The sequence below is a fragment of the Nocardia sp. CDC519 genome (genome assembly GCF_059509835.1).
Genome location: NZ_CM183377.1, coordinates 2,536,448 through 2,550,923, shown reverse-complemented (window position 1 = coordinate 2,550,923; position 14,476 = coordinate 2,536,448). Strand labels below are relative to the sequence as shown.

12 protein-coding genes are annotated in these 14,476 nt (G+C 70.0%); 7 read left to right on the top strand and 5 right to left on the bottom strand.

What is annotated here, in order from left to right; all coding sequences use genetic code 11:
* Positions 1–78 precede the first annotated feature (78 nt).
* From AC5W7N_RS11475 to aroB, 6 genes are all read left to right on the top strand, one after another.
* On the top strand, positions 79–2,313 hold the full coding sequence (locus AC5W7N_RS11475; protein ID WP_495923671.1) for an MMPL family transporter: 2,235 nt from the start codon (positions 79–81) through the stop codon (positions 2,311–2,313).
* 21 nt (positions 2,314–2,334) lie between these two features.
* The gene (locus tag AC5W7N_RS11470; RefSeq protein WP_195007047.1) at positions 2,335–3,015 is read left to right on the top strand and encodes an acyl-CoA-like ligand-binding transcription factor; all 681 of its coding nucleotides are present in this window, start codon (positions 2,335–2,337) and stop codon (positions 3,013–3,015) included.
* Positions 3,016–3,111: 96 nt separating this feature from the next.
* The gene (locus AC5W7N_RS11465; RefSeq protein WP_163814611.1) at positions 3,112–3,669 is read left to right on the top strand and encodes a prepilin peptidase; all 558 of its coding nucleotides are present in this window, start codon (positions 3,112–3,114) and stop codon (positions 3,667–3,669) included.
* Between the two features lie 96 nt (positions 3,670–3,765).
* A complete protein-coding gene (aroC, locus tag AC5W7N_RS11460; protein ID WP_280499640.1) occupies positions 3,766–4,983 on the top strand; it encodes a chorismate synthase in 1,218 nt (405 codons plus the stop codon).
* On the top strand, positions 4,980–5,822 hold the full coding sequence (locus AC5W7N_RS11455) for a shikimate kinase (RefSeq protein WP_163814612.1): 843 nt from the start codon (positions 4,980–4,982) through the stop codon (positions 5,820–5,822). Before aroC ends, AC5W7N_RS11455 begins: the two co-directional genes overlap by 4 nt.
* Positions 5,819–6,943: a 3-dehydroquinate synthase gene (gene aroB / locus AC5W7N_RS11450; RefSeq protein WP_163814613.1), complete on the top strand. Its 1,125-nt coding sequence runs from the start codon at positions 5,819–5,821 to the stop codon at positions 6,941–6,943. Before AC5W7N_RS11455 ends, aroB begins: the two co-directional genes overlap by 4 nt.
* Before the next feature lie 39 nt (positions 6,944–6,982).
* Here the strand turns inward: aroB and AC5W7N_RS11445 are convergent, their stop codons facing one another.
* Positions 6,983–7,450, bottom strand: coding sequence for a B-4DMT family transporter (locus AC5W7N_RS11445; RefSeq protein WP_495923668.1), 468 nt, complete (start codon positions 7,448–7,450; stop codon positions 6,983–6,985).
* 180 nt (positions 7,451–7,630) lie between these two features.
* Between AC5W7N_RS11445 and trpB the strand changes: the two genes are divergently transcribed.
* Positions 7,631–8,872 (top strand): tryptophan synthase subunit beta, encoded by a 1,242-nt coding sequence (gene trpB, locus AC5W7N_RS11440; RefSeq protein WP_495923666.1) that lies wholly within the window; start codon positions 7,631–7,633, stop codon positions 8,870–8,872.
* A gap of 6 nt (positions 8,873–8,878) precedes the next feature.
* Here trpB and AC5W7N_RS11435 read toward each other — a convergent pair whose 3' ends face one another.
* Genes AC5W7N_RS11435 through alaS form a run of 4 tightly spaced genes read right to left on the bottom strand, consistent with a single transcriptional unit; the run spans position 8,879 to position 14,442 of the window.
* Complete coding sequence (locus AC5W7N_RS11435; protein WP_495923664.1) at positions 8,879–9,712, bottom strand: shikimate dehydrogenase; 834 nt, start codon at positions 9,710–9,712, stop codon at positions 8,879–8,881.
* Positions 9,702–11,222 (bottom strand): endolytic transglycosylase MltG, encoded by a 1,521-nt coding sequence (locus tag AC5W7N_RS11430; protein WP_194989966.1) that lies wholly within the window; start codon positions 11,220–11,222, stop codon positions 9,702–9,704. The genes AC5W7N_RS11435 and AC5W7N_RS11430 overlap by 11 nt, the downstream gene beginning before the upstream one ends.
* A complete protein-coding gene (ruvX, locus tag AC5W7N_RS11425) occupies positions 11,219–11,776 on the bottom strand; it encodes a Holliday junction resolvase RuvX (protein ID WP_194989967.1) in 558 nt (185 codons plus the stop codon). The genes AC5W7N_RS11430 and ruvX overlap by 4 nt, the downstream gene beginning before the upstream one ends.
* A complete protein-coding gene (gene alaS, locus AC5W7N_RS11420; RefSeq protein ID WP_194989968.1) occupies positions 11,776–14,442 on the bottom strand; it encodes an alanine--tRNA ligase in 2,667 nt (888 codons plus the stop codon). The genes ruvX and alaS overlap by 1 nt, the downstream gene beginning before the upstream one ends.
* Between the last annotated feature and the right edge of the window lie 34 nt (positions 14,443–14,476).

Genomic DNA, 14,476 nt, shown 5'->3' with positions numbered 1-14,476 from the left:
CCGCGGGCCCGACACCCAAGCATGTTTTGGGAGTACACTCCGATTTACTAGTTCACTCTCAAATAGGTGGTGTCTCCTATGTCAGTGCTGCTCTATCGGCTGGGAATCGGAAGTTTCCGGCGCCGCGGCCTGGTCGTGGTGGTGTGGCTCGCGGTGATCGCCGGGGCGATCGGGGCAGCGGCCACGTTGTCCGGGCCGACCTCGGACACGTTCACGGTGCCCGGCACCGAATCGCAGCGGGCCATCGATGTGATGGCGCAGCGCTTCCCCGACGCCGCCGCGAACGGCGCGACGGCGCGGGTCGTGCTGGTGGCCCCTGAGGGCACGCGCCTCGAGGACGCCGGGCAGACGATCGACCAGGTCCGGGACCGTCTGGCCGTCGGGCCGAATGTCGCGCGGGTCGGCGAACTCGGCCCCGACGCCATCGCCGCTGATGGGCGAACGGGTCTGATCGAGGTGTCGTATCGGGTGAGCCGGGAGGAACTGACCGAGGCCGATCGCGACGCCGTCGCCGAGGCGCTCACTACCGCCCGCGAGGCCGGTATGACCGCCGAGGCCGGCGCCGACGCTGCCGCCGCCCCCGACGAGGGCGCGGGCGAAACCATCGGCGTGCTGGTGGCGGCGGTGGTGCTGCTGATCACCCTCGGCTCACTGCTCGCGGCCGGGTTGCCGCTGCTGGTGGCGGCCGCCGGGCTCACGGTCGGGCTGGCCGCGATCACCGCGGCCAGCGGCTTCGCCGACCTGAACACCGATACCTCGGCGCTGGCGCTGATGCTGGGCATCGCGGTCGCCATCGACTACTCGCTGTTCATCATCCTGCGCTACCGCCAGCTCGCGGCGGCCGGCTACGCCCTGCCCGAAGCGGCAGGTCAAGCCGTCGGACGGGCCGGTTCGGCGGTGCTGTTCGCCGGACTCACGGTCGTCATCGCTCTGGCCGGATTGACCGTGGTGGGGATCCCCGCCCTCACTCAGGTGGGTCTGGCGGCGGCGTTCACCGTCGCCATGGCGGTGATCGCGGCACTGACGCTGCTGCCCGCGCTGCTGGGCTGGGGCGGTGAACGGCTGGTGCGGGTGCGCGGCCCGCGCCGCGGCACCGGGCCCGCCCGGATGACGATGGGCAGGCGATGGGCCGCCACCGTGGTCGCGCACCGGCTGCCGGTATTGCTCGGTGCCACAGCGATTCTGCTGCTCGCCGCGGTGCCCGCGCTGGATCTGCGGCTCGGCTTCCCCGATGACGGCACCGCGCCGGCCGACACCACCCAACGCAAGGCCTACGACCTGATCGCGGACGGGTTCGGTCCCGGCGCCAACGGCCCGCTCACCGTGGTGGTGGACGCGGGCGCCGACGCTGCCGCTCCCGCCGCGGCCGCCAGGGTGCGCACGATCATCAGTGGCATCGACGGCGTGGCAGCCGTCGCGCCGCCGGTCTTCGACGCCACCGGCGCCACCGCGCTGCTGGCAGTGGTACCCGGACACGGCCCGGCCGATCCCGCCACCACGCGGGCACTCGAGGCCATCCGTGACGAGGCGGGCAGCGCCGCGCTGCCGGGTGATGCGCGGGTGATGGTCACCGGCCAGACCGCTCTCGATATCGACTCGTCGGCGAAATTGCGGGCCGCGCTGCTGCCCTATCTCGCCCTGGTCGGCGGCCTGGCCTTCGTGCTGTTGATCCTGGTCTTCCGTTCCGTGCTGGTGCCACTGGTCGCGGCCGCCGGTTTCCTGCTCAGCGTGGCGGCCACCTTCGGCGTGGTGGTCGCGGTGTTCCAGTGGGGCTGGTTCAACGATCAGCTGGGTGTGCAGTCCTCCGGCATCATCGTCAACCTGTTGCCGGTGATGCTGGTGGGCATGGTGTTCGGGCTGGCGATGGATTACCAGGTGTTCCTGGTGACGCGTATGCGGGAGGAACATCTGCGCGGGCAGAGCACCGATGCCGCGATCGTCGACGGCTTCGCCGCGGGCGCGCGGGTGGTCACGGCCGCGGCGATCATCATGATCAGCGTGTTCGCCGGATTCTTGTTCTCGGCCACCCCGATGGTGCAGTCGTTCGGTTTCGCCCTCGCGGCCGCGGTGCTCTTCGATGCCTTCCTGGTGCGGATGACGGCGGTGCCCGCCATGATGTCGCTGCTCGGCCGGCACGGCTGGTGGCTGCCGCGCTGGCTGGATCGGCTGCTACCCGAGATCGACGTCGAGGGTCGCAACCTCGACGATCTCGACGGTGCCGCTCCCCGGGCCGTGACGCCGGCCGCGCGCGGCGCACGAACCGTGGGCGCGGCCGCTGTTGCAGAATCGAGTCAGCCGCCGTCGCGGGATTGAGCACAAGGAGTGGGGTACACGGTGAGGTCGTCGGTCGGAGATCAGCAATCCGCAGCTGCCGGAAAGCCATCCTCGCGGCCGGCGGCCGACCGGTCGGCCGCGTCTCCGGGCGCGGCGAAGCCCACCAAGGGGCTGCGCGAGCTCAAGAAGGCCAGGACCGCTGCTGCCATCCAGCGCCATGCCATGACCCTGTTCGAGGCCAATGGTTATGACGCCACGCCGGTGGAAGCGGTCGCGGCGGCGGCCGAGGTCGCCCCGAGCACCGTGTACCGCTACTTCCCCACCAAAGAAGATCTCGTGATCTCCGACGAATACGACAACGTCATGTTCACCAAGCTGGCCGAACAGCCCGCCGAGGCGAGCGTGGTGGAATCGTTGCGCGGCGCCTTTCACGAGGTCACCGCGGAGATGTCGGAGGCCGATATCGAGCTCGGCCGGCGCCGGACCCGGCTGATGCTGCACGAGCCGGGCCTGCGCGGAGCCACCCTGACCAATCTGCTCGCCATGGAACGCGCGATCGCCGACTTGGTCGCCCAGCGCACCGGACGCGACGGCGACGATCCGGAGATCGCCTGGTTCACCGGCGCCGTCATCGGAATCGCACTCGGGTTCATGCGTCGCTGGGCCGATAACCCCGACCTCGACGTGGTATCGGTGTTCGACGACGCGCTCGACCGCCTCGCCACCGGGCTCACCTTCTGACACCTGCGAATCGGACGGTATTCACAGCCGTCGCGGTTATCCCCAATCGGCGCCAGGCAGCTCCCGCGACGCTGACCCACCTGTCACTGTCGACAGATGGGAACCTTCGCGCTCATCGCGCTCGCCGCCTGGTGTATGGCGTTGAGTGTCAGCGATATTCGGCACCGGCGGCTGCCCGATCTGCTCACCGGACCCGGCGCTGCCGTCGTGCTCGGGTACGCGGCAGGCACCGGCCGACTCGCCGCGGCCCTCGTCGGGGCAGTGCTGCTCTCCGTGCCGTATCTCGTGGTGCATCTGGTGACACCGGCGGCGTTCGGGGCGGGCGATGTCAAGCTCGCGGTCGGGCTCGGGGCGGCCGCCGGGATGTGCGGCGGCCAGGCATGGGTGGCTGCCGCCGTCGGCGCACCGGTGCTGACCGCCGTCGCGGGGGCCGCAGTGCTCGTAGTGCCGCGAGGCGGACGTAGCCGGTGCAGCGCGGCCACCGATCCGATCGCCCCATCGGCCGGATCGGTCGGTGCCCCGCGGCCGCCGCACCGCCCACGAACCATGCGCCGCCCCCGCGCGCCGGCGACGCCGTCGACCACAGGTCCGGTCACCCTGCCGCACGGCCCGTCGATGTGCGTGGCGACGCTGCTCGCGGTGGGCTTCGGGTGATCGCGCGGCAACCATTCGGCGCAGGCGGGAAGGGTGCCGCTGATCACGGTGGACCGGTTTCCCGGCCGAGAGCGTCCACATGGGAAGATGGACGGCGTGCTGCGCTGGATAACTGCTGGAGAATCCCATGGTCCCGCTCTCGTCGCCATCCTCGAGGGGATGGTGGCCGGTGTCGAGGTGACGTCGGACGAGATCTCCGCACAGTTGGCGCGCCGTCGGCTCGGGTACGGGCGCGGCGCCCGGATGAAGTTCGAAGCCGACAAGGTGACCATCGTCGGCGGTGTCCGGCATGGACGCACCATGGGTGGCCCGGTCGCCATCGAGGTGGCCAACTCCGAATGGCCGAAATGGACCACGGTCATGTCCGCCGACCCGGTGGATCCGGCCGAGCTGGCCGACCTGGCACGCAATGCCCCACTCACCCGTCCCCGCCCCGGCCACGCCGACTACTCGGGCATGCTCAAGTACGGCTTCGACGATGCGCGTCCGGTGCTCGAACGGGCCAGCGCCCGCGAGACAGCGGCCCGCGTCGCGGCGGGCACGGTGGCGCGCGCGTTCCTGCGCCAGGCCTTCGGGGTGGAGGTCGTCTCGCATGTGATCTCGATCGGCACCGCCGCCAACACCACCGGCCATGTCCCGTCCGCCTCCGACCTGGAGGCGATCGACGCCAGCCCGGTGCGCGCCTTCGACGCCGAGGCCGAAGCGGCGATGATCGCCGAGATCGAGGCCGCCAAGAAGGACGGCGACACCCTCGGCGGCGTGGTCGAGGTCGTGGTGGAGGGACTTCCGGTCGGGCTCGGCTCGTTCACCAGCGGCGAGAACCGTCTCGACGCGCGGCTGGCCGCCGCGCTCATGGGCATTCAGGCGATCAAGGGTGTCGAGGTGGGCGACGGTTTCGAGACTGCGCGCCGGCGCGGCAGCCAGGCCCACGACGAGATGAAGCCCGGCCCCGACGGCGTGCTGCGCTCGACCAACCGGGCCGGTGGCCTGGAAGGCGGCATGACCAACGGCGAGGCCCTGCGGGTGCGTGCGGCGATGAAGCCGATCTCCACGGTGCCGCGTGCGCTGTCGACGGTCGATATGAGCAGCGGCGAGGAAGCCGTCGCGATCCACCAGCGCTCGGATGTGTGCGCGGTGCCCGCGGCCGGTGTGGTGGCCGAATCGATGGTGGCGCTGGTGCTCGCGCAGGCGGCACTGGAGAAGTTCGGCGGCGATTCGCTCGCCGAGACCTCCGACAACATCACCAGCTACGTCAAGCGCATCAGCACCCGTCCGCATGTGGCGCCGACCGACGCGGACAGTCGGGCACGATGACTTCCCAGGCCGACCCGCGCGCTCCGCGCGTGGTGCTGGTCGGACCGCCGGGGGCCGGTAAATCGACGATCGGCCGCAAGCTCGCCCGCGAACTCGGCGTGCAGCTCTACGACACCGATGCCGGGATCGAACAGGAAACCGGGCGCACCATCGCCGATATCTTCGCCACCGACGGCGAAGCGGAGTTCCGCAAGATCGAAGAGCAGGTGGTGCGCCGCGCCATCCTCGACGAGCCGGGCGTGGTCTCCCTCGGCGGCGGTGCGGTGCTCTCGGAGAACACCAGGGCGCTGCTGCGCGAACACACCGTGGTGTACCTGGAAATCAGTGTGGCCGAAGGCCTTCGCCGCACCGGCACCAGTAATGCCCGCCCGCTGCTCAACGGCGCCGATCCCGGCGCCAAATATCGCGAGCTGATGCGGCGTCGGCGACCGCTGTACCGGGAGGTCGCGACGGTGCGGGTGCGCACCGACGGGCGCAGCCCGGGCCGGGTGGTGAAGATGATCCTCGGCAAGCTGTCGCTGGAATCGGTGCGACCGGCCGCGGGCGAGGGCGCCGAACAGCAGAACCGCACGCCACGCGCCACCAACCCGCAGGGCAGCAGTAGGTCGAGGGCCCGCCGCAGGTCGAGGGCACGGGCAGCGGCCCGCAAGGCGGCGCAGGCCGCCGCGAACAGCCAGACCGCCGACCAGACCGCCACCGGACAGCCCGGTGCCGCGGGCCCGAACGCCCCGGCGGCGAGCACCTCGACCAACGGACGGTCCCGCCGCGCCAGGGCCCGCCGGGCGCGCGCTCGCGCACGTACCCAACAAGAACGCACAGAATCGGAGCAGAGCACGTGACAGAGCCGAGTCGTCTCGAGGTCCGCACCGCCGACCCGTACCCGGTGATCATCGGTCGTGGCTTGCTCGGCGAGCTCGTCGAGTCGGTCACCGGCAGCGGTTCCGGCGTGCGTACGGTCGCGATCTTCCATCAGCCGCCGCTGGCCGAAACGGCCGAAGTGGTGCGTAAAGCGCTGGCCGACACCGGGATCGACGCCCATCGCATCGAGATCCCGGACGCCGAAGCCGGTAAGGATCTGGCCGTGGCCGGTTTCTGCTGGGAGGTGCTCGGCCGCATCGGGCTGACCCGCAACGACGTCATCGTCAGCCTCGGCGGCGGCGCGGCCACCGATCTCGCCGGATTCGTCGCCGCCACCTGGATGCGCGGGGTGAAGATCGTGCACGTGCCCACCACCCTGCTGGCCATGGTGGACGCGGCTGTCGGCGGTAAGACCGGCATCAACACCGAGGCCGGTAAGAACCTGGTGGGCTGCTTCCATGAACCCGCCGCGGTGCTGGTCGATCTCGCGACGCTGGAAACGGTGCCGCACAACGAGATCGTCGCGGGCATGGCCGAGATCATCAAGGCCGGTTTCATCGCCGACCCGGTGATCCTTGATCTGATCGAGGCCGACCCGAAGGCCGCACTCGACCCCACCGGCGAGGTGCTGCCGGAACTGATCCGCCGCGCCATCGCGGTCAAGGCGGAGGTGGTTGCAGCCGATCTCAAGGAGGCCGCGCTGCGCGAGATCCTCAACTACGGCCATACTCTCGGCCACGCCATCGAGCGCCGGGAACGCTACCGCTGGCGTCATGGCGCCGCGGTCTCGGTGGGCCTGGTGTTCGCCGCCGAGCTCGGCCGGCTGGCCGGGCGCCTCGACGACGCCACCGCCGACCGGCACCGCACCGTGCTGGAGAGCGTCGGCCTGCCCACCACCTACGATGCCGATGCACTGCCTCAGCTGCTGGAGTCGATGCAGACCGACAAGAAGACCCGTTCGGGTGTCCTGCGTTTCGTGGTGCTGGACGGCCTGGCCAAGCCCGGCCGGTTGGAAGGGCCGGATCCGACGCTGCTGGCCGCCGCGTATTCGGCGATCGCCCGCGATCCCGAACCCGGTGCCGGTAGCGCGGTCCTGCTCTAGGACGTCGCGATCCCCCGGCACCACCGGGGGATCATCGGATCAGGATGCGGCCGCTACCGGCTGGTGGGTGCCGGCCGCGGCGGAACCGTCCTTGCCGCCGAGCCTGCGCCCGAGCGCGATGCCGGCCAGCGCCGGGATAAAGATCAGCAGCACGATGAACGAGGCGCCCGCGGTCATTTCGAACAGCAAGCCGTTGTCACCGAGCGCGAAGCCAGGCAGCAGGTCCAGAATCCAGGACACCGCACCGCTGGCGAGGCCGCCGGCCACCGCGGCCTTCAACCACGGGATGGTCAGATCGGCGCCGTGATCGGCATCCGGATGCGCGGCCCGGTCGCGGCGGCCGTCGATAAAGCCCCATCCGACACCCGCGGCGATGATCACCACCAGGCACAGCAACCGCATCCACGCGCCCTGCGTCGGCCAGTTCACCATGCCGAACCCCAGCAGGACCCGCAAGCCGACGACCAGCGCACCGAGCACTGTGGCCCGCAACACCCAAGCTGTCATGCCGACCACCATAACCCCAGCCCCCTTCGCACAAAACTAGAACCCGTTACAGAGTTGGCCGTGTCGGCGCCGGAGTCGATAACCGCCAGTTCACTGCGGCGTTTCCCAACCATGGTGAAGCGGTCGCGGCACTGGTAGAGACTTCCTGGTCGGTTCTCGACTGTGGAGGCGAAGGCGCGGATGGTTCTCGATCTCGGACTGCAGCCGGCATATCGGCACGATGTCTACCCGGACGAGAACGGCAGATTCGGCGCGTTCGGCGGGCGCTACGTTCCCGAGGGCCTCATGCCCGCGCTGCTCGAACTCGAGCAGGCCTATCGGCTGGCCCGCGCCGATCCGGCCTTCGGCGAACGACTCGCCACCCTCCTGCGCGACCGCGTGGGACGGCCAACCCGGTTGCATGCGGTACCCCGTTTCGCCGCGTCGCTGGGTGTGCCCGGCCTGAAGGTCTACCTCAAACGCGAGGATATGGCGCACACCGGCTCGCACAAGATCAACAACGCGCTCGGGCAGGCACTGTTGGCGCAGCGCCTGGGCAAGACGCGGATCGTGGCGGAGACGGGTGCGGGCCAGCACGGCGGCGCGGTCGCCGCCGTGTGCGCGATGCTCGGCCTGGAATGCGTGATCTACATGGGCAGCGAGGACGTCCGTCGCCAGCCGGCCACAGTGGCTCGGATGCGGATGCTCGGTGCCGAAGTGCGGCTGGTCGAGAGCGGGAATCGGCGGGTCAAGGAGGCGATCAGCGCCTCGGTCCGCGACTGGGTCGCGAACCTGGCCGATACACACCTGTTGCTCGGCACGGTGGTGGGGCCCGCGCCATATCCGCAGATGGTCCGGGATTTTCAGACGGTCATCGGCCGCGAGGCCCGCGCCGATATCCTTCGGGCCGAAGGCCGGTTGCCCGATCTGGTGCTGGCCTGCGTCGGCGGCGGTAGCAACGCCCTCGGGCTCTTTCATCCGTTCGCCGCCGACCCCGAGGTGGAGTTGGTCGCGGTCGAGGCCGCGGGCCGTGGTGCGGCCGACGGCGACCACGCCGCCACCCTGACGGCGGGAAGTCCCGGTGAGGTGGATGGCACGTTCAGCTACCTGCTGCAGGATGCCGACGGCCAGATCGCCGCCACCCACAGCATCGCCGCCGGTCTGGATTACCCGGGCGTCGGCCCGGAACTCGGCTATCTGCGCGACAGCGGCCGGATGAGCGCACGGACCGCCACCGATGCCGTCGCGTTGCGTGGCCTGCGAGCGCTCAGCCGCACCGAGGGTGTGCTCGCGGGCCTCGAATCCGCGCATGCGGTCGGGCATCTGATGGAGCGGGCGGAGGGCGGCGAGCTGGCACGCAACACACTGGTGGTGCTGTGCCTGTCCGGCAGCGGAGACAAAGATCTCGCCATCGCCTCGGAACGGCTCGCTCCGAGCTCCTGAGTGGCGTCAGCGCACGGTGTCGAGTGCCGCGGCCATCGCTGCGCGCGGCGCCGGGCGTCCGGTGAACTGCTCGACCTGCCCGTACGCCTGGTTGATCAGCATGTCGAGGCCGCTGACCACGGTCCGCCCGGCACGGACGACGGCCTCGGCCAGCGGGGTCGGCCACGGGTTGTAGATCGCGTCGAGCACCACCGGCACAGCGGCGACCGCATCGGCCACCACAGCCGCGGCGGCGGGCGGGACGGTGCTCACCGCCGCGCCGGAGCGGGCAGCGGCCGCGCCCACCGCCGCCGGGTCGAATCCGATCACGGCGGTGGTGAGCCCGAGCCGGTGTGCGAGATCGACGGCGCTCGCGGCCCGTCCGGCATCGCGGGCCACGATCGTCACCGCGGTGGCACCGAGTTCGGCCAGCGCCAGCAGCGCCGGGCGGGCGGTACCGCCCGCGCCGAGCACCACGGCCTCCGCCAGGGTGTCGACCCCGCCGCCGCGCAGCGCGCCGAGCACACCGTCGACGTCGGTGCAGTCCGCACGCCAGCCGCCGGGGATGCGCAGCAGGGTATTGGCCGAGCCGACCAGCTCCGCGCGTTCGGTGCGTTCGGTGGCGTAGGCCAGCGCGGCTTCCTTGCCCGGCATCGTCACCGACAGGCCGACCCATTCGGGGCCGAGCCCGTCCACCAGCCCCGGCAACTGTTCGGCGGTGCATTCGATGCGCTCATAGGTCCACGGCAGGCCGAGCGCGCGGTAGGCCGCCAGATGCAGTTGCGGCGAACGCGAATGCGCGATGGGCCTGCCGAGCACCGCCGCCTTGCGAACCTCGGCGCCGGAGATCTCAGCGGCCACTGTCGAGGATCCCGCTTTCCATGGCGCGGTCGATATTGCGCAGATGCTCGGTGTAGCTCTGGGTGAACAACGTCGTGCCCTGCTTATCGATGGTGACGAAGTACAGCCACGGTCCCGGTTCGGGTTGCTCCACCGCACGCAGCGCCGCCGCCGACGGTGCCGCGATGGGCGTGGCGGGCAGACCGGCCATGGCGTAGGTGTTCCATGGCGTGCGCCGGGCCCGGTCGGCGTCGGTGGTGGCGACCTCGGTGGTGTCGAGGGCGTAGTTGACCGTCGAATCGAATTGCAGCGGCTGGTCGACCTTCAACCGGTTCACGATCACCCGTGCGACCTTGCCCATGTCCTGCGGCAGCGCTTCACGTTCGACCAGGGAGGCGGCGATCAACGATTCGTAGGGCGTCAGTCCGGTCTCCCCGCCCGATTGCAGCAGGCCGGTGGATTCGTAGAGCGCGGCACTGGCGCTGACCAATTCCTTCAAGATCTGCTCCGGTGTACCGCTCGGATCGAAATCCCAGCTGCCCGCGGCGATCAGCCCCTCCAGCTGACGCGCCCGGTCCGGCACCTGACGCACCGAGTCCATCGCCCATTCCGGCACCCCCAGCGCGGCCAGATCCATGCCGGCGCCCGCGGCTTCCAGCTCCTGATAGGTGACGCAGTCCGCGGCGGGTCCGGTGCCGATGCAGCTGGCCGCGGCGATCTTGGTGTAGATGCCTTCCTTGCGCGAGCCGGTGTTCACATCGTGCTGGTCGTGCAGCTGCCTGCCCTCGGAGATGACCAGATTGCCCACCCGCGACTCCGGTTTCACCAGCGCGGCGACCGCATCCGCGGCCGGACTGTGGCTCGGAATCGCGTAGTACCCGGGCTGCACCGAGTTCATATTCGAATTGCGCACGGCGGCTTCGTAGAAGGCTGCGCTACTGGCGACGACGCCCTTGTCGGCCATCGTGTCGGCGATCTCGGTCGCGGTCTCGCCCGGATGCACCCGCACCACCACCGGCGGTCCGGCCGGGCCGGCGAAATCCTCGGCGGGCGCGTACCCGTCCATCAGCTTCATGCCCGCGAAACCGGCGGCGCCCACGAACAGCACGGCGAAGACCGCCGCGACGGCCAGCATCGTGCGCCTGCGCCGTTTGCGCTCGGCCGCCTTCCGGGAGGCCACCCTCGACTTCTTCTTGGCCCGCGAACCCGGGCGCTGCCGTGTGCCGCGCCGCGCTTCGGCCGCTTCCGCCCGAGGTCGCGACCGCGTCGCGCTCTTGGTGCGGGTGGCCGGGCGCCGCACCGGTTCCGGTTCGGGCTCCGGCTCGGGTTCGATCAGGTCATCGTCGTCGGTGTACCGGGGGATGACGGTGGTGTCGTCGTCGTCGAGGTAGTTCCACTCGTCCTCGGCGTCCCCGGCCACGTCCGCTCGCGCGCGACTGTCTCGCCCCCACGCCTCGTCGTCACGGCGGTAGCGCCGGTCGGCTTCCCGCTGACGGTAGCGTTCTTCGGCCCGCGCCCACCGATCCGTCATGCATCGTCTCCGGACGACGCGCGGCGTACCGCTTCTTCGACCGACTTCAACACCGAACTCCGTTCGTCCAACCATCCCTGCAGGATCGACACGGCAGCCGCTTGATCGATCACCTGCCGCTGGCCGCGTGCGCGAACTCCGCTGTCCCGCAATGCACGTGCAGCTGACACCGTAGTCAAACGTTCGTCGGAAAGCCGTACCGGCACCGGGGCGACCACCGACCGCAAACGATCGGCGAATGCGATTGCCAGCGTAGCGGCAGTGCCCTTTTCCCCGCGTAAGGTGCGCGGCAAGCCGACGATAATTTCGACGGCCTCGTATTCCCGCACAATATCGGCAATTCGGGCGATATCGGGTCCGGGACCCGCCGCACGCGGGTTCGGTTTGGCGCGCGGCACGGTTTCCACCGGGGTGGCGAGGATGCCGTCGGGGTCGCTGGAGGCGACCCCGATGCGCACACTGCCGACGTCGATGGCGATACGCCTGCCCCGTCCCGGGTCGGTGGCCGGATCCGGCCGATCGCCCCGGTGTTCGGTGCGTCCGGGTTCACCCATCAGCCGGCGAGTTCGGCCACCCGAGCACGGACCGCGGCCAGTCCGGCCGCGATACCCGACGGATCCGAGCCCGCACCCTGGGCCATTTCCGGCTTACCGCCGCCCCGGCCGGAGATGGCCGGGCCGAAGCTTGCCACCAGATCACCGGCCTTGACGCCGAGTTCCTGCGCCGGCTTGTTCACCGCGACGACGAACGGCACCTTGCCGTCGGTGTTGCCGAGCAGCACCACGATGGCCGGGTTGCTGCCGAGCCGTCCGCGAACGTCGGTGGCCAGCGTGCGCAGATCGCCCGCGGCGACACCCTCGGGCGCGGCGGCGGCGACCAGCAGCAGATCACCCAGACGTTCGGCGCCGTCGGCCAGCGTGCCCGCGGACGCGAGCACCGCGGCGATCTTGGTGCGCTCGAGCTCCTTCTCGGCCACCTTCAGCCGCTCCACCAGCTGCTCGACGCGGGCCGGGACCTCGTCGGAGGGCACCTTGAGCGCGGAGGCGACACCGGCCAGCAGCGCGCGCTCCTTGGCCAGGTACTTGTAGGAATCCAGGCCGACGAAGGCCTCCACGCGGCGCACACCGGAACCGACCGAGGACTCACCGAGCAGGGTGATCGGGCCGATCTGCGAGGAATGCTGCACATGCGTGCCGCCGCACAGCTCCATCGAGAACGGGCCGCCGATCTCCACCACACGCACCTGGTCGCCGTAGTTCTCGCCGAAGAGCGCGAGCGCGCCCATCTGCTTGGCCTTGGGCAGATCGGTGATGAAGGTGTTGACCGGGTAGTCGGCGCCGACACCGTCGTTGGAGACGGCCTCGATATCGGCCTTCTGCTGTTCGGAGAGCTGACCCTGCCAGTTGAAGTCGAAGCGCAGGTAGCCCGGCTTGTTCAGCGAACCGGCCTGCACCGCGTTGGGGCCGAGCACCTGCCGCAGCGCGGCATGCACCATATGCGTGCCGGAATGGCCCTGGGTCGCGCCGCGCCGCCACGCCGGATCGGCCTGGGCGAGCACCACGTCACCCTCGGTGATCTGGCCCTGCTCCACGGTGCACTTGTGCACCCACACCTTCTTGGCGATCTTCTGCACGTCGTTGACCCGCAGCTTCAGCCCCGAGGCGGTGATGGTGCCGCGGTCGGCGATCTGACCGCCGGACTCGGCGTAGAGCGGGCTGCGGTCCAGGATCACCTCGACGTCGTGGCCCGCGGTGGCCGTGGGCACCCGGACGCCGTCGGCGATCAGCGCCAGGACGTGCGCCTCGGAGGTCAGCTCGTCGAAACCGGTGAATTCGGTGGCACCGCGGTCGACGAGCTCCTTGTACACCGAGAGGTCGGCGTGCGCGTGTTTGCGGGCCTGAGCGTCTTCCTTGGCGCGACGGCGCTGCTCGGCCATCAGCGACCGGAAGCCCTCCTCGTCGACCGAGAGCCCGGCCTCGGCGGCCATCTCCAAGGTGAGGTCGATGGGGAAGCCGTAGGTGTCGTGCAGGGTGAACGCGTCCGAACCCGCGATCGTCTTACCACCGGCGGCCTTGACCTGCTCGGCGGTGTCGTCGAACAGCTTGGAGCCGGTGTTGAGCGTCTTGAGGAACGCCGTCTCCTCGCCCACCGCGACGGTCTCGATGCGGCTGTAATCGGTGGCCAGTTCCGGGTACGACGGCGACATCAGCTCGCTGACGACCTTCATGAACTCACCCATCACCGGCTTCTCGGCGCCGAGCAGCCGCGCCGAACGCACGATGCGGCGCAGCAGGCGGCGCAGCACATAGCCGCGGCCGTCGTTGCCCGGGTTGACGCCGTCGGCGATCAGCATGGCCGCGGTGCGGGCATGGTCGGCGATCACCCGGAAGCGGACGTCGTCGGCGTGTTCGACGCCGTAGGAGCGGCCGGTGAGCGCCTCGGCCTTGTCGATGATCGGGCGCAGCAGATCGGTCTCGTAGACGTTGTCGACGCCCTGCAGCAGCAGCGCGATGCGCTCGATACCCATGCCGGTATCGATGTTCTTCTTCGGCAGCACCCCGACCGGCGGATGACCGAGCTTGGGGCTCAGATCACCGCGGATGTCCTGCATGAACACCAGGTTCCAGATCTCGAGGTAGCGGTCCTCGTCGGCGACCGGGCCACCGTCCTTGCCGTACTCGGGGCCACGGTCGTAGTAGATCTCCGAGCAGGGGCCACCCGGACCGGGCACGCCCATGTCCCAGTAGTTGTCCTTGCCGTCGCGGAACTGGATGCGTTCTTCGGGGATTCCGGCGACCCGGCGCCAGATCTCGGCGGCCTCCGGATCGGATTCGTAGGCGGTGACCCAGATGCGCTCGGGGTCGAACCCGTAGCCGCCGTCCTCCTGCGACTTGGTGATCAGCTCCCAGGCGAAGGCGATCGCGCCCTCCTTGAAGTAATCACCGAAGGAGAAGTTGCCCGCCATCTGGAAGAAGGTGTTGTGCCGGGTGGTGATGCCCACTTCTTCGATATCCCCGGTCCGCACGCATTTCTGCACGCTCGTCGCCCGCGGGAAGGGCGGGGTTTCCTGGCCGAGGAAGTACGGCTTGAACTGGACCATGCCCGCGTTGACGAACAGCAGGTTCGGGTCGTCGAGGATCAACGAGGCGCTGGGCACCTCGGTATGCCCGGCGCGCACGAAATGGTCCAGGAATCGCCGTCGGATCTCGTGGGTCTGCACAGATATCCAGCCTACCGGTGCGGCGCACCCGGTT